The organism is Sphingomonas sp., from assembly GCF_965200105.1.
Lineage (GTDB): Bacteria > Pseudomonadota > Alphaproteobacteria > Sphingomonadales > Sphingomonadaceae > Solisphingomonas.
Genome location: NZ_CBDATN010000002.1, coordinates 667,188 through 685,286, shown reverse-complemented (window position 1 = coordinate 685,286; position 18,099 = coordinate 667,188). Strand labels below are relative to the sequence as shown.

General features: G+C 71.7%; 21 protein-coding genes and 2 tRNA genes. 18 read left to right on the top strand and 5 right to left on the bottom strand.

What is annotated here, in order from left to right:
- Positions 1 to 28: 28 nt before the first annotated feature.
- The 10 genes from ACOFKX_RS04635 to ACOFKX_RS04590 all read left to right on the top strand — a co-directional run bounded on the left by ACOFKX_RS04635 (position 29) and on the right by ACOFKX_RS04590 (position 6,508).
- Entirely contained in the window at positions 29 to 316 is a 288-nt protein-coding gene (locus ACOFKX_RS04635) for a hypothetical protein (protein ID WP_419825905.1), read from the top strand.
- A gap of 84 nt (positions 317 to 400) precedes the next feature.
- A tRNA-His gene (locus tag ACOFKX_RS04630) sits at positions 401 to 477 on the top strand.
- 83 nt (positions 478 to 560) lie between these two features.
- Complete coding sequence (locus tag ACOFKX_RS04625) at positions 561 to 1,607, top strand: Glu/Leu/Phe/Val family dehydrogenase (protein ID WP_419825904.1); 1,047 nt, start codon at positions 561 to 563, stop codon at positions 1,605 to 1,607.
- A gap of 135 nt (positions 1,608 to 1,742) precedes the next feature.
- Positions 1,743 to 2,459, top strand: coding sequence for a heme ABC transporter permease CcmC (ccmC, locus tag ACOFKX_RS04620; RefSeq protein ID WP_419825903.1), 717 nt, complete (start codon positions 1,743 to 1,745; stop codon positions 2,457 to 2,459).
- Complete coding sequence (locus ACOFKX_RS04615; protein ID WP_419825902.1) at positions 2,456 to 2,584, top strand: hypothetical protein; 129 nt, start codon at positions 2,456 to 2,458, stop codon at positions 2,582 to 2,584. Before ccmC ends, ACOFKX_RS04615 begins: the two co-directional genes overlap by 4 nt.
- Before the next feature lie 7 nt (positions 2,585 to 2,591).
- Positions 2,592 to 3,026 (top strand): cytochrome c maturation protein CcmE, encoded by a 435-nt coding sequence (gene ccmE / locus ACOFKX_RS04610; RefSeq protein WP_419827345.1) that lies wholly within the window; start codon positions 2,592 to 2,594, stop codon positions 3,024 to 3,026.
- A complete protein-coding gene (locus ACOFKX_RS04605; RefSeq protein ID WP_419825901.1) occupies positions 3,023 to 4,954 on the top strand; it encodes a heme lyase CcmF/NrfE family subunit in 1,932 nt (643 codons plus the stop codon). The genes ccmE and ACOFKX_RS04605 overlap by 4 nt, the downstream gene beginning before the upstream one ends.
- Positions 4,945 to 5,478 carry a redoxin family protein gene (locus tag ACOFKX_RS04600; RefSeq protein ID WP_419825900.1) on the top strand — a complete coding sequence of 178 codons (534 nt, stop codon included), beginning with the start codon at positions 4,945 to 4,947 and terminating at the stop codon, positions 5,476 to 5,478. Before ACOFKX_RS04605 ends, ACOFKX_RS04600 begins: the two co-directional genes overlap by 10 nt.
- A complete protein-coding gene (locus ACOFKX_RS04595) occupies positions 5,475 to 5,882 on the top strand; it encodes a cytochrome c-type biogenesis protein (protein ID WP_419825899.1) in 408 nt (135 codons plus the stop codon). Before ACOFKX_RS04600 ends, ACOFKX_RS04595 begins: the two co-directional genes overlap by 4 nt.
- Positions 5,882 to 6,508, top strand: coding sequence for a tetratricopeptide repeat protein (locus ACOFKX_RS04590; RefSeq protein WP_419825898.1), 627 nt, complete (start codon positions 5,882 to 5,884; stop codon positions 6,506 to 6,508). Before ACOFKX_RS04595 ends, ACOFKX_RS04590 begins: the two co-directional genes overlap by 1 nt.
- A 139-nt stretch (positions 6,509 to 6,647) precedes the next feature.
- Here the strand turns inward: ACOFKX_RS04590 and ACOFKX_RS04585 are convergent, their stop codons facing one another.
- Complete coding sequence (locus ACOFKX_RS04585; protein WP_419825897.1) at positions 6,648 to 6,881, bottom strand: DUF3072 domain-containing protein; 234 nt, start codon at positions 6,879 to 6,881, stop codon at positions 6,648 to 6,650.
- 230 nt (positions 6,882 to 7,111) lie between these two features.
- Here ACOFKX_RS04585 and ACOFKX_RS04580 point away from each other — a divergent pair, with 230 nt between their 5' ends.
- The 3 genes from ACOFKX_RS04580 to ACOFKX_RS04570 are packed head-to-tail and all read left to right on the top strand — an operon-like array spanning position 7,112 to position 10,136.
- Entirely contained in the window at positions 7,112 to 9,070 is a 1,959-nt protein-coding gene (locus ACOFKX_RS04580) for a potassium transporter Kup (protein ID WP_419825896.1), read from the top strand.
- Positions 9,071 to 9,075: 5 nt separating this feature from the next.
- On the top strand, positions 9,076 to 9,636 hold the full coding sequence (locus ACOFKX_RS04575) for an NTP transferase domain-containing protein (protein ID WP_419827344.1): 561 nt from the start codon (positions 9,076 to 9,078) through the stop codon (positions 9,634 to 9,636).
- An 8-nt stretch (positions 9,637 to 9,644) separates the two neighbouring features.
- Positions 9,645 to 10,136: a 2'-5' RNA ligase family protein gene (locus tag ACOFKX_RS04570; protein WP_419825895.1), complete on the top strand. Its 492-nt coding sequence runs from the start codon at positions 9,645 to 9,647 to the stop codon at positions 10,134 to 10,136.
- Positions 10,137 to 10,155: 19 nt separating this feature from the next.
- Here the strand turns inward: ACOFKX_RS04570 and ACOFKX_RS04565 are convergent, their stop codons facing one another.
- Positions 10,156 to 10,563, bottom strand: coding sequence for a DUF3775 domain-containing protein (locus ACOFKX_RS04565; RefSeq protein ID WP_419825894.1), 408 nt, complete (start codon positions 10,561 to 10,563; stop codon positions 10,156 to 10,158).
- Between the two features lie 113 nt (positions 10,564 to 10,676).
- Here ACOFKX_RS04565 and ACOFKX_RS04560 point away from each other — a divergent pair.
- Both ACOFKX_RS04560 and trxB read left to right on the top strand, forming a co-directional pair.
- Positions 10,677 to 10,753: transfer RNA gene (locus ACOFKX_RS04560), tRNA-Met, on the top strand.
- A gap of 120 nt (positions 10,754 to 10,873) precedes the next feature.
- The gene (trxB, locus tag ACOFKX_RS04555; RefSeq protein WP_419825893.1) at positions 10,874 to 11,857 is read left to right on the top strand and encodes a thioredoxin-disulfide reductase; all 984 of its coding nucleotides are present in this window, start codon (positions 10,874 to 10,876) and stop codon (positions 11,855 to 11,857) included.
- Here the strand turns inward: trxB and ACOFKX_RS04550 are convergent.
- The 3 genes from ACOFKX_RS04550 to ACOFKX_RS04540 are packed head-to-tail and all read right to left on the bottom strand — an operon-like array spanning position 11,841 to position 14,630.
- Positions 11,841 to 13,316: a hydrolase 1, exosortase A system-associated gene (locus tag ACOFKX_RS04550; RefSeq protein WP_419825892.1), complete on the bottom strand. Its 1,476-nt coding sequence runs from the start codon at positions 13,314 to 13,316 to the stop codon at positions 11,841 to 11,843. The genes trxB and ACOFKX_RS04550 overlap by 17 nt on opposite strands.
- A complete protein-coding gene (locus tag ACOFKX_RS04545; RefSeq protein WP_419825891.1) occupies positions 13,313 to 13,588 on the bottom strand; it encodes an acyl carrier protein in 276 nt (91 codons plus the stop codon). Before ACOFKX_RS04545 ends, ACOFKX_RS04550 begins: the two co-directional genes overlap by 4 nt.
- A 28-nt stretch (positions 13,589 to 13,616) precedes the next feature.
- Positions 13,617 to 14,630, bottom strand: a complete 1,014-nt coding sequence (locus ACOFKX_RS04540; protein ID WP_419825890.1) for a GNAT family N-acetyltransferase — start codon at positions 14,628 to 14,630, stop codon at positions 13,617 to 13,619.
- A gap of 44 nt (positions 14,631 to 14,674) precedes the next feature.
- On the opposite strand from ACOFKX_RS04540, the gene ACOFKX_RS04535 reads away from it, so the two are divergent.
- From ACOFKX_RS04535 to ACOFKX_RS04525, 3 genes are all read left to right on the top strand, one after another.
- Positions 14,675 to 16,153, top strand: a complete 1,479-nt coding sequence (locus ACOFKX_RS04535; protein WP_419825889.1) for an AMP-binding protein — start codon at positions 14,675 to 14,677, stop codon at positions 16,151 to 16,153.
- Positions 16,150 to 17,385, top strand: coding sequence for a pyridoxal-dependent decarboxylase, exosortase A system-associated (locus ACOFKX_RS04530; RefSeq protein ID WP_419825888.1), 1,236 nt, complete (start codon positions 16,150 to 16,152; stop codon positions 17,383 to 17,385). The genes ACOFKX_RS04535 and ACOFKX_RS04530 overlap by 4 nt, the downstream gene beginning before the upstream one ends.
- Before the next feature lie 71 nt (positions 17,386 to 17,456).
- Complete coding sequence (locus ACOFKX_RS04525) at positions 17,457 to 18,092, top strand: XrtA/PEP-CTERM system exopolysaccharide export protein (RefSeq protein WP_419825887.1); 636 nt, start codon at positions 17,457 to 17,459, stop codon at positions 18,090 to 18,092.
- The last annotated feature ends 7 nt before the right edge of the window (positions 18,093 to 18,099 follow it).

Genomic DNA, 18,099 nt, shown 5'->3' with positions numbered 1-18,099 from the left:
CCCCGTTCTCGCCTGAGGGGAAGCGGGCTTGAGGGTCAGCTGCGTGTTCGGTCGCCACAAGGCGCCCAATCCGTATTTCGCCACCCGCGTCGGCGACACCTGGTTCGGCGAGTGCCCGTCGTGCCTGCGCGACGTCGTCATGCACGACGGCGGCAAATGGCAGGAGGTGCCCGTTACTCAGCGCGTGCGCTGGGATCGTGGCCGCCCGAGCCTAGTCGATCGCACGCCCAACGAGCTCAACCGCCAGCTCGCCTTGCGTCAGCACGGGCTGTTCGCCAGGCTGCGCGAGGCCGTGATGATCGTGCTGCGTCCCTGATCACGGGGCCGGTCGGCGGTCGCTTGTGCTTGCGCTGCGCCGGCGCGCCGCGTAGAGGCGGCCAGCCCGCGTGGGACGGTTGCGGCGATCGTAGCTCAATTGGTTAGAGCGCCGGTTTGTGGTACCGGAGGTTGCGGGTTCAATCCCCGTCGATCGCCCCACCAGCCACGCGGTCCGCTTCGGTTCTCCTGCCACTGGTCCCGCCCCCGAAGCCTGATTGACGCGACCGGCTACAAGGACGAGCATGGCTCCCTGGGACTATCCCGATTTCGACGACCATGAGGGCGTCCACCTCTTCCGCGATGCCGCGTCCGGCCTGCGCGCCATCGTCGCGGTCCACTCGACCGCGCTCGGGCCGGCGGCGGGCGGCTGCCGCTACTGGCGCTACGCGCGCTCCGCCGACGCGGTGACCGACGCGCTGCGCCTGTCGCGCGGCATGAGCTACAAGAACGCAATGGCAGGGTTGCCGATGGGCGGCGGCAAGGCGGTGATCCTAGCCGACGAGGGCGCGGCCAAGACGCCGACGCTGCTCGCCGCCTTCGGCCGCGCGGTGGAGAGCCTGGGGGGGCGCTACGTCACTGCCGAGGATGTCGGCATCTCGGACGCGGACATGGTGGCGGTGTCCAAGGAGACGCGCCACGTCTCCGGGTTGCCGGTGGGCGGCGGCGCAGCGGGCGGCGATCCCGGTCCGTTCACCGCGCTCGGCGTGTATCTCGGCGTGCGCGCCGCCGCGAAACGCGCGCTGGGCCGCGACGACATGGCCGGCGTGCGCGTGGCGATCCAGGGTGTGGGCTCGGTCGGCGGCGGCCTCGCCCGGCTGCTCGCGCGCGACGGCGCCAAGCTGGTGCTTGCCGACGTGGACACCGCTCGCGCCGAGGCGCTGGCAGCCGAGCTTGGGGGCGAGGCGGTGCCGGCGGACGCGATCCTCGGAGTCGAGGCGGATGTCGTCAGCCCTTGCGCGCTCGGCGCCGTGCTGACTGCCGATACCATCGCGGCGCTCAAGGCGCCGGTGGTGGCGGGCGGCGCCAACAACCAGCTCGCTACCCCGGAGGATGGCTGGCGCATCCACCAGCGCGGCATCGTCTACGCGCCCGACTACGTCATCAACGCGGGCGGGATCATCAATGTCGGCCTCGAATATCTCGGCCAGGGCGATCGCGCCGAGGTGGAGAAGCGTATCGCGGAGATACCGGGGCGGCTCGACACGATCTGGGAGGAGAGCAAGGCGACCGGCGATCCCGCCGCGCTGGTGGCGGACCGGCTCGCGCAGCGGCTGATCGGGCGCGGCTAGGCCCGGCCAAGTCCGCCGTTCCGGTTTCGAACCGTCGGCGATGCGGCTCGGGGACTTTCGGTTCTCGCCTCCGTTCTCGCCGCCGGCCAACCCGCTTTCTTCCGCGGCGCGGCTGGCGTAGACGAACGCGTCGCCATGCACGCCTTCGCCAATCCCGCACGTTTCCTGTCGATCGCGCGGCCGCTGACCGGATGGTTCGGTTGGACGGGCGCGCTGATCGCGGCGGTGGCGCTCGCCGGCGGGCTGACGCTGACGCCGACCGATTATCTCCAGGGGCAGACGGTGCGTATCATGTACCTCCATGTGCCGGCCGCCTGGCTGGGCATGGCGGGATGGGGCGGCATCGCGGGTGCGAGTTTGGCCGAACTCGTCTGGCGACACCCGCTCGCCGCCATCGCGGGTCGCGCGGTGGCGTTGCCGGGTGCGGTGTTCACCGCCATCTGCCTCGCCACCGGCTCGATCTGGGGTCGCCCGACCTGGGGCACATGGTGGGAGTGGGACGGGCGGCTGACTTCGATGCTCGTGCTGCTGTTCCTCTACGTCGGCTACATCGCGCTCGCGGGAGCGGTGGACGAGCAGGCGGGCGGATCGCGCATCCCGGCGATCTTCGGGCTGGTGGGTGCCGCGAACCTGCCGGTGATCCACTATTCGGTGCTATGGTGGCGCACGCTCCACCAGGGCCAGAGCATCACGCTGACGGGATCGACGATCGCGCCGTCGCTGCTCTGGCCGCTGCCGCTGGCGCTTGTCGGCTTCACGTTGCTGTTCGCCGCCATCGTGCTGATGCGGATGCGCGCGATGCTGGCTCGCGTCCGCGTCGAGGCGCGGCTGCGGCGGATGGCGACGGCGTGAGCGCCTGGCACTTCGTGATCGCGGCCTATGTTGTCGGCGTGGGCGGCACCGCCGCGCTCGCGGCGGCGAGCTACGCCGCGATGCGCGCCGCCGAGCGCGCGGCGGATGCGCTGAAGCGGCGCTGAGGTGGCGATCAGGGCCAAGAACCAGCGGCTGACGCTGGCGCTCGTCGCCTTGGCGGCGCTGGTCGGTGCGGTGCTGCTGGCGATGTCGGCGCTCAAGGACCAGGCGAGCTACTTCTACACGCCCGGCGATGCGGCGCGCGACCACGTCGTGCTGGGCAAGCCGATCCGTCTGGGCGGCATGGTCGAGAGCGGATCGCTCACCCGCGAGAAGGATGGCGTGTCGATCGATTTCCGCGTCACCGACGGCGCCGCGCAGACCGCGGTGCGCTACACCGGCATCGTCCCCGACCTGTTCCGCGAAGGCTCGGGCGTGGTGGCCGAGGGTCGCTTCGTCTCGCCCGCGCTGTTCGTCGCCGACACCATCCTCGCCAAGCATGACGAGAAATACATGCCCCCGCAGATGGCGGGCGACCTCCACAAAAGCGAGAGCCTGAGGAAGTGATCGCCGAGCTGGGCCTGGCCGCGCTATGGATCGCGGCGGCGCTGGCGGCGCTCCAGACCGTCCTCGGCTTCTCGGGACTGGGACGCGAGCCCGAGCAGGCGCTCGCCGCGCGGCCGGTGGCGGTCGCGCAGGCAGGCGCGACCGCGCTCGCCTTCCTGTCGCTGATCCTCGTCTTCGAGCGAACCGATCTGTCGGTCGCGCTGGTCGCGTCCGACAGCGCGTCGACGCTGCCGCTCATCTACCGGGTAGCGGGTGCGTGGGGAAACCACGAGGGCTCGATGCTGATGTGGGTGACGATCCTCGCGGTCGCGGGCGCGGCCGTCGCGCTGTTCGAGCGACGCCTGTCGCCGCGCACGCTCGCCGCGACGATCGGCGCGCAGGGGCTGATCGCGCTCGGCTTCTTCGCCTTCCTGCTGTTCTCGTCCAACCCGTTCGCGCGGCTGACGCTGCTGCCTCAGGAGGGGCAGGGCTTCAATCCGCTGCTCCAGGATCCCGGCTTGGCCTTCCATCCGCCGACGCTCTACGTCGGCTATGTCGGGCTGTCGGTGGCGTTTTCCTTCGCGGTCGGCGCGCTGCTGGCGCGCGACGTCGGGCCGGCGTTCGCGCGCGCGATGCGGCCGTGGGTGCTCGCGGCGTGGATCTTCCTCACGATCGGCATCACGGCGGGCAGCTACTGGGCCTATTACGAGCTCGGCTGGGGCGGCTGGTGGTTCTGGGATCCGACCGAGAATGCCAGCCTGATGCCGTGGCTGGCGGCAACCGCGCTGCTCCATTCAGTGACGGTGCTGGCGACGCGCGACGGTCTGCGCGCCTGGACGATCATGCTGGCGGTGGTGGCCTTCTCGATGAGCATGGTGGGCACCTTCCTGGTGCGATCAGGCATCCTCACCAGCGTCCACGCCTTCGCGCTCGATCCCCGGCGCGGCGCCTTCATCCTGGTGCTGCTGACGCTCTACATCGGCGGGGCGCTGGCGCTGTTCGGCGCGCGCATCGCGACGGTGACGGCGGGCGCGCGCTTCGACGCGGTGAGCCGCGAGGGCGCGCTCGTCGCCAACAACCTGCTGCTCTCCGCGATCCTCGGCGTGGTGATGATCGGGACGCTCTACCCGCTCGCCGTCGAGGGCGTGACGGGAGAGAAGCTGTCGGTCGGCCCGCCCTACTTCAACGCCGCCGCCGGGCCGCTGGCGCTGCTGCTCGTCGCGATCATGGCGGCGGGGCCGATGATGCGCTGGCGCCGCGAGGATTGGGGGCCGCTGGCTAGGCGCGTCGCGGTGCCGGGGGCGATCGGGGCGGTGGCGCTGCTGGCGACGCTGCTGCTGGCGCCCGGCATCCGCCTGCTGCCGCTGCTCGGCCTGGCGATCGCGATCGGCGTCGGTGCGGCGAGCGTCGCGCCGCTGTGGGGCCGTAACCTGCGCCGCACGCCGCTGTTCACCTGGGGCATGGTCGTGGCGCATCTCGGCGTCGCCGTCAGCCTTGCCGGCATGGCGTGCGAGAGCGCCTTCTCCAGGGAAACGCTAATCGCTGCCGCGCCTGGCGAGACGGTGCGCGTCGGCCCCTGGGCGATCCGCTTCGCCGCGATCGATCCGGTGGCGGGGCCGAACTGGACGGCGGTGGAGGCAACGCTCGTCGCGCGCCGCGGTGGCGAGCCCGTGACGCTCACGCCCGCGCAACGCACCTTCGACACGCCGCCGCAGCAGACGAGCGAGAGCGCGATCCTGACGACGTGGGACGGCCAGCTCTACACGGTGGTGGGCGAGGGCGTTCCCGGCGGGCGCTGGCAGCTCCGCCTGTGGTGGAAACCGTTCGTCACGCTGATCTGGGCGGGCGGCGGGCTGATCGCGTTTGGCGGGGCATTATCACTCCTCGGTCGCGTAAGGCCCCGCCGCCGCGCTCCGATCGTCTCAACAGGCTACGCCCGGTGGGTCTGAGGACGGTGCGCCTGCTGCTGTGGCTGCCGCTCGCCGCCTTCGTGGTGATCCTCGGGTTGGTGGCGGGCGGGCTCGTCCGGCCGCATGATCCGAACATCCGCTCGCAGATGGTGGACAAGCCGGTGCCCGCCTTCGCGCTGCCCCGCGTCGGCGGCGGCACGCTGACGCAGGCGATGCTGGCGGACGGCCGGCCCAAGCTCGTCAACCTGTTCGCGAGCTGGTGCGTGCCCTGCGCCGCCGAGGCCCCGCAGCTCGACGCGCTCAGGGCACGCGGCGTGCCGATCGTCGGGGTGGCGATCCGCGACACCGATGCCGATCTCGCCGATTTCCTCAAGCGCTACGGCGATCCCTACGCCGTGATCGCACGCGACGACACCGCCGGCCTGCAGGTGGCGCTCGGCTCGTCGGGCGTGCCCGAGAGCTTCCTCGTCGACGGCCGCGGGGTGGTGCGCCGCCAGATCATCGGCGACATCCGGCCCGAGCAGGTCGACGAGGTCGCCTCCGCCTTGGCCGACGTGCGATGAGGCGGTGGTTCGTCGCGCTCGCGCTCGCCGCCGCGCCGGCGCTCGCGGACCCGACGATGGCGCCCGATCCGCTCGCCTACTCGCAGCTTCCCGATGCCGGACAGGAGGCGAAGGCTGCGGCGCTGATGGCGACGATCCGCTGCGTCGTCTGCCAGGGGCAGGCGATCGCCGACTCCGACGCGGACCTTGCCGGCGACATGCGCGCGCTCGTCCGCCACCGCATCGCCGCCGGCGAGCAGCCCGAGACGGTGCGCAGGTGGCTGATCGCCCGCTACGGCGCCTGGGTGAGCTACCGTCCGCCGCTCGAACCCGTGACGTGGCCGCTGTGGGCGGCGCCGCTGCTGCTGGTGGCGCTCGGCCTGTGGATCGCACGCACCACGCTCGCGCGGCGGCGGCGCGGCTGATGGGCTGGCTCCTGTTCCTCGCGCTCGCGGGCGCGGTCCTCGGCGGCGTCGCATGGATCGGCCGGCTCGATCGCGGCACCACGATGCTGGTCGGCTCCGCGCTGTTCGTGGCCGCCGCCGGCTACGCGTGGCAAGGCAGTCCCAGCCTTATCGGCGCGCCCAAGCGGACGGAACGGCACGGGCTCGGGGCGGATACGCCCTTCGCGAGCGAGCGCCAGCGCCTGCTCGAGCGCTTCGGCGAAACCGCCCAGTGGCTGAGCTTCGCCGACGCGCTCAACCGGATGGGAGAGGATCAGGCGGCCGTGACGGCGCTCGGCGGTGCGATCGCGAAGCATCCACGGGACGTGTCGCTGCGCATCGGCTACGCGCACGCGCTGCTCGTCCTCGCCGACTATCGGCTGACGCCGGCCGTGGCACTCGCCTTCTCCCGCGCCGAGGCGATCGCACCCGACGATCCGGCGCCCCTCTACTTCGAGGCGCTGGCGCAATTCGAGGCTAGCGATTCAGCCGCCGCCGAGCGCAACTGGCGCGCGCTTCGCGACGAACTGCCGCCCGCCTCCCCGTGGCGGGGCGTGATCGAAGAAAAGCTCAAGCTGTTCGACATGATGCGCGCCCAGGCGGGCTGACCCGCTGTTCGGGCACGTCCTCGCCCGGTGCGGCCGACGCCCTCGGTCCGGGCCGAACCTGTCGAACCGCCCGGCCCTCGACGGGCGAGAGGTGGCGCTTCGACGGATTGGCCCTGCCGGAGACGTCGGTCGCCGCCGACTACTTGCCCCGGCCGGTCTTGGATTGCAGTTCGTCGATGCGGATCGAGGCATCGGCCTTCGTAAGCGTGTCGTCGAAAGCCTCCCCGGCCTCCTCGCTCAATGTCTTGAGGTAGCTGGCCTGCGCGCCCGTCATCGCCTCGTCGCCTGTCGTCCAGTCGGCCGGATCCTTCTCGGCGTTGGAGGTCGGGTGCGACTTGGGGTTCTCCGGTGCGGTCTTGTCGGTGGCGGCCATGATGTTCTCCTTCACTGGCCTCAACGCCCTCCGTTCCCGTCCCGATCCCGAGCGATGCCGCCGTCTCGCTTCGGCTTGATGCAGGTTGCCCGTTGCGAGGCGACGCGTTGCCAGCGGCGGGCACGGCATGATAGGCGCCGCGCTTCGATGAGGCGAGAACGCGCTATCGCCGGGGGATCGCGCCGCTTCGCGGGTGCGGGGCTTCCGCTGTCCGCTGCGGCTCGCCGGCGATGAACGAGGCCGCGTCGCCGCCCGATGTCGTGCCGTACGCGCCCGGCGACGAGGCGCTGTTGCCCGAGGGCTATGGCCACGCGCCCGCCCAGAACCTCCTCAAGCTCTCGCTCGGCGCGATCGGCGTCGTCTTCGGCGATATCGGCACCAGCCCGATCTACGCCTTTCGCGAGACGTTCGCCGGCCATCACCCGCTCGATCCCACGCCGCTCAACGTGCTCGGCGTGCTCAGCCTGATCTTCTGGTCGATGATGATCGTGGTGACGCTGAAATATGTCACGATCATCATGCGCGCCGACAACAAGGGCGAGGGCGGCAGCCTGGCGCTGCTCGCGCTCGTCTCGCGATCGGGCGGCGGCGGCAAGCGGTGGACGCGAGGGCTGGTGCTGCTCGGCGTCTTCGCCACCGCGCTGTTCTTCGGCGACAGCATGATCACGCCCGCCATCTCCGTGCTGTCGGCGGTGGAGGGCCTGACGACGGTCGAAGCAGGCATGGGGCGTGCGGTGCTGCCGCTCGCCATCCTGATCCTGATCGGGCTGTTCATGATCCAGGCGCGCGGCACGGCGCGAGTGGGGCTGCTGTTCGGGCCGATCATGGTCGTCTATTTCACCACGCTCGCCGTGCTCGGCGTGTGGCACCTCATCGCGCGGCCTGCCGTGCTGGTGGCGTTGAGCCCGCACCATGCCTTCCTGTTCTTCGCCGGCCAGCCGCTGCGCGCCTTCTTGGCGATGGGATCGGTGGTGTTGGCAGTGACGGGGGCGGAGGCGTTGTACGCCGATATGGGCCATTTCGGACGCAAGCCGATCCGCGTCTCGTGGCTGGCCTTTGCGCTGCCCGCGCTGATGCTCAATTACCTGGGGCAGGGGGCGATGATCCTGTCCGCCACGCCGGCCGAAGCGGCGACGATGATCCGCACGCCCTTCTTCCTGCTCGCGCCCGAGAGCCTGCGGCTGCCGCTCGTCATCCTGGCGACGGCGGCGACGGTGATCGCGTCGCAGGCGGTGATCTCCGGCGCCTTCTCGGTGGCGCAGCAGGCCATCCAACTGGGCTTCATGCCACGTCTGAAGATCACCCACACCTCGGCGCACGCGGCGGGGCAGATCTACATCCCGTCGATCAACTGGACGCTGATGGTGTTCGTGATCCTGCTGGTGCTGGGCTTCCGCACCTCCACCAACCTCGCCGCCGCCTACGGGATCGCGGTGACGGGCGCGATGCTGATCGACACCTGCCTGTTGACGGTGGTGCTGACGTCGCTGTGGAAGTGGAACCGGCTGGCGGCGGGGGCGCTGATCGCGCTGTTCCTTGCGGTCGACCTCGCCTATTTCTCGGCCAACCTGACGAAGGTGCCGGCGGGCGGCTGGTTCCCGCTGCTGATCGGCTTCATCGCCTTCACGCTGCTCACCACCTGGGCCAAGGGTCGCGAGCTGATGATCGCGCGGCTGAACGAAGTGGCGATGCCGATCAGCGTGTTCGTCAAATCCGCCGCCAAGTCCGCCGAGCGGGTGCCCGGCACCGCCGTTTTCATGACGACCGCCAAGGACGGCGTGCCCCACTCGCTGCTCCACAACCTCAAGCACAACAAGGTGCTGCACGAGCGCGTGATCCTGCTGACGGTGCGGATCGAGGACGTGCCCTATGTGCCGCAGCACAAGCGCATCGAGCACAAGTCCTTCGGGCAGGGCTTCTACCGGATGACCGTGCATTACGGCTTCATGCAGGAGCCCGACGTGCCCGCCGCGCTTGCCGGCGTGCAGAGCTGCGGGCCGCAGATGCGGATGATGGACACCAGCTTCTTCCTGGCGCGCCAGACGCTGATCGCCTCGGAGCGGCCTGGCATGGCGATCTGGCGCGAGAAGCTGTTCGCCTGGATGCTGCGCAACGCCGAGAGCGCGATGGAGTTCTTCCGGCTGCCGTCGAACCGCGTCGTCGAGCTCGGCAGCCAGGTCGAGATTTGAGCCGGGTGGCGGTGCTGCTCGCCGCCGGCCACTCGCGGCGCTGGGGCCCGGGCAACAAGCTGTTCACGCATGTGGCTGGGCGGACAATGGTGGCGCGCACGCTGGCGATCGCTCGCGCCGCGCCCGTCCAGCGCCTGATCGTGGCCACCGGCTGGCAGCGGGAGCGGCTCGCCGACGCCGCGCGCGGGCCGCGCACGACGGTGGTGCGGGTGGCGCGGCCGGAGGAGGGGCTGGGCGCCAGCCTGCGCGCCGTCCACGCCGCGCTCCGCCCGCGCGAGCGGGAGGTGCTGCTGTTCCTCGCCGATATGCCGTGGATCGATCCGGCCGCCGCCGCCCGGCTGGTGCGGGTGGCGCGTGGCCGCGACCGCATCGTTCGTCCCGCCTGGCGCGGCCGGCCGGGCCATCCCGTGCTGCTGCGCGGCGCGGCGTTGGATGTGCTGGCCCACACGCGCGGCGATGCCGGGCCGGGCCGCAAGGGGGCGCGGCTAACGCCGGGGGACGCACGCTGCGTCTTCGATCTCGATCGACCGGGCCGCGCCGGCCGCCGCCCGCCGGCGCTGCGATGACCGCGCCGATGATCGTCACCGCGCTGTTCGCGCCCGCCGACTTCGCGTGGCTCGACGGCCTGCGCCGCGCGCACTTCCCGCCCGAGCGCAACCAGCTAACGGCGCACCTGACGCTGTTCCATCACCTGCCGCCGAGCGCCGCGCCGGAGCTCGATCGTCGGCTGAAGCAGGCGACGGCAGGTGCGCCGCCGGCCGCGTCGATCACCGGGCCGATGTCGCTGGGACGCGGAACCGCGCTGCGCGTGTCTAGCGAGGAACTGGCCGCGGTCCGCGGCGCCGTGGCGGAGGCCTTTCACGGCCTCCTGACGCCTCAGGACGCTGGCGGCTGGCGACCTCATGTCACCGTTCAGAACAAGGTGGAACCCGCCGCGGCGCGGGCGCTGGTGACGGAACTCTCGGTCCTGTCCTGGCCGCGGCCGCTCGGCATCACGGGGCTCGCGGTCTGGTGGTATCGCGGCGGCCCCTGGGAGTTGATCCGCGACTACCGCTTCCGGAGTTGAGCCCGCCCGTCGCTGCCGATCAGTCGATCCGGCCGACGCCCGCGCAGCTCATGTCGAACGCGGCGAGGCCCGCCTCCAGATAGTCGCCGAGCATCGGCATATCGAGGAGCTGGTCGAGGATCGGCTCGGCGTCGGGATCGTTCGCCTCCTCCACCGCGTCCGTCCACTCGGAGGGATCGTAGGTGCCGCGCCCGACGAGCGCGAGGGCGAGCAGCTCGGCCTGCTGATCGTCGGCGAGGTCGTCGATCACGGTGCGCAGCTCGTCGGCGCTGACGCTGTTCATCTCGTCCTCGATCATGTCGAGATCGTCATCCGAATCGATCGGGGCGTCCTCGTTGTCCGGATCGGCGGCGGGCACCTCGGCCTCCACTTCACGGGCGCGCTGGACGATGCGGCAGATGATGTCGAGCGGGGTCGCGAGGTCCATGGTCAGTTCCTGAGATGCCAGTGTGCGGCACTCGAAACGAGACGGGCTGCGGCCGGTTCCGATGCGGTTGACCGGCCCCGGACGCCTGCTATAGCCCGCGCCGTGCCCGCCGGGGCGGAGTAGCTCAGCTGGTTAGAGCACGGGAATCATAATCCTGGGGTCGGGGGTTCAAGTCCCTCCTCCGCTACCAACATTGCGGCCTGGCGGGCGGCCGACGCGGCGCCGGCAAGGCGGCAGGGCCCGCGCATCCGGCGTTGAGGCGAGGGTCGGTGGCCCCTATATTCGGCCGGAATCGAACGAGAGAAGCCGCATGACCGCCACCCACTCCACCCGCATGCTGATCCTCGGCTCCGGTCCGGCCGGGCTGTCGGCCGCCATCTACGCCGCGCGCGCAGGGCTCGCGCCGATCGTGGTGCAGGGCATCCAGCCGGGCGGCCAGCTCACCACCACCACCGACGTCGAGAACTATCCCGGCTTTCGCGACGTGATCCAGGGCCCGTGGCTGATGGAGGAGATGCAGGCGCAAGCCGAACATGTCGGCGCGCGGATGATGTGGGACACGATCGTCGACGTCGATGTTTCGGTAAGACCCTTCCGGCTGACCGGCGACGGCGGCCACGTCTATTCCTGCGACACGCTGGTGATCGCCACCGGCGCGCAGGCCAGGTGGCTGGGCATGGAGAGCGAGACGCGGCTTAGGGGGCAGGGCGTCTCCGCCTGCGCGACGTGCGACGGCTTCTTCTATCGCGGCAAGAAGGTGGCGGTGATCGGCGGCGGCAACACGGCGGTGGAGGAGGCGCTGTACCTCACCAACCACAGCCAGGACGTGACGCTGATCCACCGGCGGGACAGCCTGCGCGCCGAGAAGATCCTTCAGAAGCGGCTGTTCGCCCACCCACACATCAAGGTGCTGTGGAACCGCGAGATCGCCGAGTTCGTCGGCGGCGAAGGCAATCAGGGGCTCGTCGCGATCGATCTCAAGGACACGCATAGCGGCGCGCGGGAGCGGATCGAGGTGGACGGCGGCTTCGTGGCGATCGGCCACCATCCTGCCACCGAGCTGTTTCACGACAAGATCGCGCTCGACGCGGATGGCTATATCGAGGTTACGCCGGGCACCACGCGCACCAGCGTGGAGGGCGTGTTCGCGTGCGGTGATGTCATGGACAAGGTCTACCGGCAGGCAGTGACGGCGGCGGGCACGGGCTGCATGGCCGCATTGGACGTGGAGCGCTTCCTGGCGGATCAGGATTTCGAGGCCGAGGCCGAGGCGGCGTCTATCGCTGCCGAGTGAGCGCCGCGGCCAGCGCGTCCCTCGCGTCCGCGCCGGCGAAGCTGTGCGATCGGGTGGCGACGGTAATCGTCTCCACCGCTGGGGTGGCGGGCAGGCGGCCCCAGGCGTCCGCGAAGGCGCGTGCGGTGTTGTCGCCTCCGGCGAGCACCAGCGTCGATCCGGCGGGCACGCCCCGCGCGAAGGCGGCGGCGAGGCTGGTGTCGTCGCGCCGCGCCGCGCCGCCCAGGCTGCGCGCGAGGCGGCGGAGATCGACGCCGCCCTTCAGCAGCCGCGCCCACGCGCTCGGATCGAGCAGCCGCTCGCGATAATGGGCGCGGACGGCGGCGGCGGCGGGCGCGTCCGTCGTGGCCTCAACCACCCAAGGATTGGCGGCGACGATCCGGTCGATCCCCGCCGCTTGGCCGTGCAGCGCGAGCGCGGTGGCGCCGTCGCACAGGCCGAAGCCGGAGAGGTGGGCGAGCCTTGGACTGTAGGCGCGCAGCGCGGCGGCAGCGGCGGCGATCTCGGGCGCGCTCTCTTCGAAGCCGCGATCCTCGCCCGGGCTGTCGCCGGTGCCGCGCCGATCGAAGCGGATCACCGACTCGCCGCGTGCCGCCAGCACGGCGGCGAGGTGCTCGTAGAGCCGGTTGGGGCCGACCCGCGTCTGACTGCCGCCGGTGACGAACAGCCAGCCGTGGGTGGCTCGCGCCGGGCCGTCGATGGTGGCGGCGATCCAGCCACCGTCGAGGGGGATCGTCGTCAGCGTCCTGCCGTCATCGTGGTGCGGGCCGTGCTCGGCGTCCGCACCCGCCAGACCATCCTCGCCGGCACGATCGCTGGGTAACCAGGCGAGAACATCCTCGACCAGCGCCGTCGCGAGCGACCCGTCGCTCGCCGGCTCCGAACGCCGCCACAAGGCAGGGCCGTCGACACGCGCGTCGGCGGGCCGCTCGTCGCCGGTCAGGCGTAGGGTACGCACCGCCGGCCCTACTTCGCACGTCGCCGCCGCCAACCCGTGACGCAACGAGTCCGGCACGTCGTAGCCGGCCATGGCTTCTCCGGTCAGCCCCGCGCGCTGCAGGTCGCGGAGCAGCGAGGCGCCGGAAGCGGGGGCGAGGCGCCACTGTTCCGTGGCGGCCGCATCGAGCAACGCCCCGCCACGGATAGCCAGCGACCAGGCTTGGACACCGGTGGTTTCGGCGATCAGCCCGCCCGCCTGGAGGATCGCGTCGCACCAGTCCGCCCACGTCACGTCGCGCAGGTCGCGCCGGTCTTCGCCCGTGCCGGGGAGGTCTGGCAGCCAGCAGCCGACGCCCCGTGCCGCCAAGCCCCGGCATAGCGCCGCGACGAGCGCGCGGGTCCGGTTCATCTCCTCGAACAGCGGCTGAAGGACGAGGAGCTGGGGTGAGTCCGCGCCCGGCCCGTAGTGCCAGATCGGCGATCCGCCCGCGAGCCGCAGCGCGCGCGGCGGCGGCGTCATGCGCCCGTGCGCGGCGCGAGCTTGGCGCGCACGAAGGCGGCGAGCGCGCCGAACGTCTCCAGCATCTCGCCGCCCACCTCGTCGTCGTCGATCAGGATGCCGGTGCGATCCTCGATCTCGGTGAGCAGCCCCGCCACCGCCATGGAGTCGAGCTCGGGCATGGCGCCGAATAGCGGCGTCGCGGCGTCGAGCGTCGCGGCGCGCTCGGCCGAGAGGCCCAGCGTGTCGCGCAGGATCGCGCGTAGCGTATCGTCGACACGGTCGCCCGCCATGGCCGCCTCTCTCCCCACGGGCGCGCGCCTAGCGGGCACGAAGCCGCCGGGCAAGCCGGCCGAGCGCCGACCGTCCCAACCCGGCGGCGCCGCGTGCGGAGAACGGCCGGTAGGCGTCGATCCGCCACACGGGCGCCACGTCCGCCAGCCAGTCCGCCTTGTAGGGCTCGTCGCCGAGACCGAAATCGAGCCGGGTGACGGCATCGCGATCGATGACGTGCGCGAACATCGCCGCCGAAAGATTGGAGCCGGGCGAGCCCGCCGCCGCATCCTCGCGGTGGGCGAGCTTGTGGATGATGGCGGTGCCGCCCTCCACAAGCCAGAGCTGCGCCGCCACCGCGCGGCCGTTGCTGTCGCGCGCGACGCCGAGGCGGAGCGTGCCGGCGGCGCCTCCGCGCTCGGCCAGTTCGCGCAGGAACGGCATGGAGCCCTCCTCGGGTTTCCAGCTCGCGCGGTAGACGTCGGAATAGGCCTCCCATGCCTCGGCGTCGAAGCGGTCGTGGATCGCCACGTCCACTGGGTGCGAGCGCCGGCGGCGCGCGACGGTGTTGCGTAGGCGCGAGGGGCGGGCCAGCCACCATCGGGCGAAGCCGCCCGCGACGATTTCGGAGCGGTTGGCGCTCGTGATGCGCGCCATCGTCCGCCAGCCGGCCGTGGCAAGCGCCTCGCGGAGCGGCCCGCCATCGGCGGAGAGCACGGGCTCCAGCGTCAGCACGTCGAAGCGCCGCGCCGCTTCGCGGAACAGCGCCGGCAGCAGCCGGGCCGCGTCCTCGCCGGCGAGCACCGGCGCGAACGCCAGCGTGTACCAGCTCGCCAGCGGCGCGGCGTGGCGGCGGCCGGCAGGCGCCAGGAACAGCCAGGCCGACGCCTCGCCGTCGCGCGCGCGCAGAACCACGGGTGGTCCGGAGAGGCCGTGCGCAACCGTCATGCGGAACCAGTCGAGCCGATCGTAGAGGCGGGGCTGCGCGGCGCGGTCGAGCGCGCCGCCCGCGTCGGCGGCGACGGCGTCGAGATCGTCATGCCATTGGAGCCGGACGGCCATCGCGCTATCTCCCGCCCGCGCTTGTCGGCCGCGAAAGGTGAAGATTGCAACAAGCCGGCCCCGATCCGACGCCGCACCGCCTCGATCTGCTGTGCCTGCGCGGCGCGCGGGACGCTCCCGCGCTCGTCACGCGCGAGGGCGTGCTCGATCATGCCGGGCTCGATCGCGCGGTGGGATCGCTGGCGGGCGCACTCACGGCGAAGGTGCGCGTCGGCGATCGCGTCGCGAGCTGGCTCCCCAAGACGCGCACCGCCTGCCTGCTGCCACTCGCCTGCGCGCGGGCGGGGCTGGTCCACGTGCCCGTCAACCCGCTGCTCAAGCGCGCACAGGTCGCGTACATCCTCGCCGATGCCGAGGCGTCGCTGCTCGTCACCCAGCCCGCGCGCGCCGCGCTGCTGGAGGGCGGGGACGTGCCTGCCGGTTGTATGGTGTCGGAGGAGGCGGTGCTCGACGGCGCCACTCCGCTGCCGCCCGCCGAAGGCGATCCGGAGGCGCTCGCGGCGCTGCTCTACACCTCGGGCTCCACCGGCAGGCCCAAGGGCGTGATGCTCAGCCACGCCAATCTATGGCTCGGCGCCGTCTCGGTCGCGCATTACCTGCGGCTCGGCGCGGACGAGCGGACGCTGGCGGTGCTGCCGCTGAGCTTCGACGCCGGGCTCAACCAGATGCTCGCGACCTGGGCGGCGGGCGGCTGCGTCGTGCCGCTCGACTATCTGGTGCCGGTCGACGTCGCGCGCGCCGTGGCGCGGCACGGCATCACCAACTTGTGCGGGGTGCCGCCGCTGTGGATCCAACTCGCCGAGCTGGACTGGCCGTTGGAGACGGGCCTGCGCACGCTGTCCTGCACCGGCGGGCGATTGCCGGTGCCGGTTGTGCGGCGCTTGCGCGAGAGCTTCCCGCAGGCCAGCCTGCACCTGATGTACGGCCTCACCGAAGCCTTTCGCTCGACGAGCCTCGATCCCGCGCTGGTCGATGCGTATCCAGATGCGGTGGGAACCGCGATCCCCTTCGCCGACGTGGCGGTGCTGCGGCCCGATGGTGGTGAGGCGGCGGCGGGCGAGCCCGGCGAGCTGGTCCATCGCGGGCCGCTCGTCGCGCAGGGTTACTGGCGCGATCCGAAGCGGACGGCGGCGCGCTTCCGCGACGGTGCGGTGTGGTCGGGCGACACGGTGGTGCGCGGCGCGGACGGGCTGATCCGCTTCGTCGGGCGCGACGACGAGACGATCAAGGTCTCGGGCAACCGCGTCAGCCCGACCGAGGTGGAGGCCGCGGCGGTGGCGACCGGCGAGGCCGCGGAGGCGGTGGCGCTCGGCGTGCCCGACGATCGGCTTGGCGCCGCGATCCGCCTGCTGGTGCGGGGCGCGGGCGACGATGCCGCGCTGTCGGCGAAGCTGCGCGCCGAGCTGCCGAGCTTCCAGCAGCCGCGCGATATCGTGCGGCTGGCCAACTTCCCCCGCACGCCCAACGGCAAGCTCGATCGCGTGGCGCTCCGGCGGGAGCATGGCCCGGAGTGGACGGCATGAAGCCGCTCGGGTCGATCCCGCCGGGGTACTTGGCCGGCCCGAACGGCCGGTTGCGGATCGGCGGCGAGGATGTCGAGGCGCTGGTGGCGCGCGCCGGCGACACGCCGCTGTTCGTCTACGATCTCGGGCTGATCCGGGCGCGGATCGCGCGGTTGCGCGCGGCGATGCCGGCGGGGCTGGGCGTCCACTATGCGGTCAAGGCCAACCCCTTGCCCGCACTGGCCGCCGCGATGCGGCCGCTGGTCGACGGCTTCGACGTCGCGTCCGGCGGGGAGCTCGGCGTCGCGCTCGCGGCCGGGATGCCGGCGGAGCGGATCAGTTTCGCGGGCCCCGGCAAGCGGCAGGCCGAGATCGACGCGGCGGTCGCGGCGGGCGCGACGCTCAACGTCGAATCGGAGAGCGAGGCCGAGCGCGCGCTCGACGCCGGTGTCCGGCTGGGCAAGACGCCGCGCCTGGCGGTGCGCGTCAACCCGAGCTTCGAGCTCAAGGGATCGGGAATGCGGATGGGCGGCGGTGCCAAGCCGTTCGGCGTCGACGCCGCGCGCGCACCCGCGCTGGTACGGCGCATCGTCGCGGCGGGCGCGGATTATCGCGGGCTGCACATCTATGCCGGCAGCCAGGCGCTCGATGCCGGCGCGATCATCGAGGCGCAGGCGGCGGCGGTCGCGCTCGCCCGCTCAATCGCGCTGGACAGCGGCTCGGCCGCGCCGCTGGTCAATCTCGGCGGCGGCTTCGGCGTGCCCTATTTCGCCGGCGACGCGGACCTGGACGTCGAGGCGATCGGCGCCGCGCTGGCGGTGGAGATCGCCGGCGAGGAGCCGGGTCACGCGATCGAACTCGGCCGCTGGATGGTGGCGGAGGCGGGCGTGTACCTCACTCGTATCGTCGATCGGAAGGAGAGCATGAGGCGTATCTTTCTGGTTACGGACGGCGGCCTTCACCACCAACTCGCCGCGTCGGGCAATTTCGGCACGGTGGTACGCCGCAACTATCCGGTGGCGATCGCGACCCGCTTCGACGCGGCGCCGGACGAGGAGGCGAGCATCGTCGGCTGTCTGTGCACGCCGCTCGATCGGCTCGCCGACGACGCGATGTTGCCGCGAGCGGAAACCGGCGATCTCGTCGCGGTGTTCATGGCCGGCGCCTATGGCGCGAGCGCGAGCCCGGCGGGCTTCCTCGGCCACGCCCCCGCGCCGGAATTGATCGTGGTGGGAGACGGGGGAGGCGCCTAACGGTATATTCACCTGTCCCGGCTAGGAGACCGGGCAAGGTGCCCGCTGGGCCGACAGGGGAATTACCGGAAATGCGTTCACCCGCGCTCGCAAGCCTCGTCATGCTGGCCCTGCCGCTCGCCGGCTGCGGCGGCCGCGCTTCGGGCCCGCCGCTGCCGCCCGCCGCGTTCGTCTCGGGCAAGACCGAGGCGCCGGCCGAGCAATATGTCATCGGCCCGCTCGATCAGCTCTCGATCTTCGTGTGGCGCAACCCCGAACTCGGCGCCAAAGTGCAGGTGCGGCCCGACGGCCGCATCACCACGCCGCTGATCCAGGACATGGCGGCCGCCGGCAAGACGCCGACGCAGCTCTCCGCCGACATCAAGGAGCGGCTCTCCAAATACGTCGCCGATCCGCTCGTCTCGGTGATCGTCGAGAATTTCTCGGGCACGTTCTCGCAGCAGGTGCGCATCGTCGGCGCGACCGAGAAGCCGGCGAGCCTGCCCTATCGTGCCAATATGACGCTGCTCGACGCGATGATCGCGGTGGGCGGCCTGTCCCAATATGCGGCAGGCGATCGCGCGAAGCTCGTGCGCTTCGACAAGAAGACGGGCAAGCAGCAGGAGTATCCGCTTCAGATCTCTAAACTTCTGAAGCGCGGCGATGTGCAGGCGAACGTCAGGCTGGAGCCCGGCGATGTCATCATCATCCCCGAGAGCGCGTTCTGAAGGCGGG

Coding starts and splice junctions, on each gene's coding strand:
- ACOFKX_RS04580 (WP_419825896.1), top strand. CDS start 7,112: ATGAACGAGGCCGCGTCGCCGCCCGATGTCGTGCCGTACGCGCCCGGC.
- ACOFKX_RS04590 (WP_419825898.1), top strand. CDS start 5,882: ATGGGCTGGCTCCTGTTCCTCGCGCTCGCGGGCGCGGTCCTCGGCGGC.
- ACOFKX_RS04570 (WP_419825895.1), top strand. CDS start 9,645: ATGATCGTCACCGCGCTGTTCGCGCCCGCCGACTTCGCGTGGCTCGAC.
- ccmC (WP_419825903.1), top strand. CDS start 1,743: ATGCACGCCTTCGCCAATCCCGCACGTTTCCTGTCGATCGCGCGGCCG.
- ACOFKX_RS04540 (WP_419825890.1), bottom strand. CDS start 14,630: ATGGCCGTCCGGCTCCAATGGCATGACGATCTCGACGCCGTCGCCGCC.
- ACOFKX_RS04545 (WP_419825891.1), bottom strand. CDS start 13,588: ATGGCGGGCGACCGTGTCGACGATACGCTACGCGCGATCCTGCGCGAC.
- ACOFKX_RS04530 (WP_419825888.1), top strand. CDS start 16,150: ATGAAGCCGCTCGGGTCGATCCCGCCGGGGTACTTGGCCGGCCCGAAC.
- ACOFKX_RS04625 (WP_419825904.1), top strand. CDS start 561: ATGGCTCCCTGGGACTATCCCGATTTCGACGACCATGAGGGCGTCCAC.
- ACOFKX_RS04595 (WP_419825899.1), top strand. CDS start 5,475: ATGAGGCGGTGGTTCGTCGCGCTCGCGCTCGCCGCCGCGCCGGCGCTC.
- ACOFKX_RS04585 (WP_419825897.1), bottom strand. CDS start 6,881: ATGGCCGCCACCGACAAGACCGCACCGGAGAACCCCAAGTCGCACCCG.
- ACOFKX_RS04525 (WP_419825887.1), top strand. CDS start 17,457: ATGCGTTCACCCGCGCTCGCAAGCCTCGTCATGCTGGCCCTGCCGCTC.
- ACOFKX_RS04565 (WP_419825894.1), bottom strand. CDS start 10,563: ATGGACCTCGCGACCCCGCTCGACATCATCTGCCGCATCGTCCAGCGC.
- ACOFKX_RS04550 (WP_419825892.1), bottom strand. CDS start 13,316: ATGACGCCGCCGCCGCGCGCGCTGCGGCTCGCGGGCGGATCGCCGATC.
- trxB (WP_419825893.1), top strand. CDS start 10,874: ATGACCGCCACCCACTCCACCCGCATGCTGATCCTCGGCTCCGGTCCG.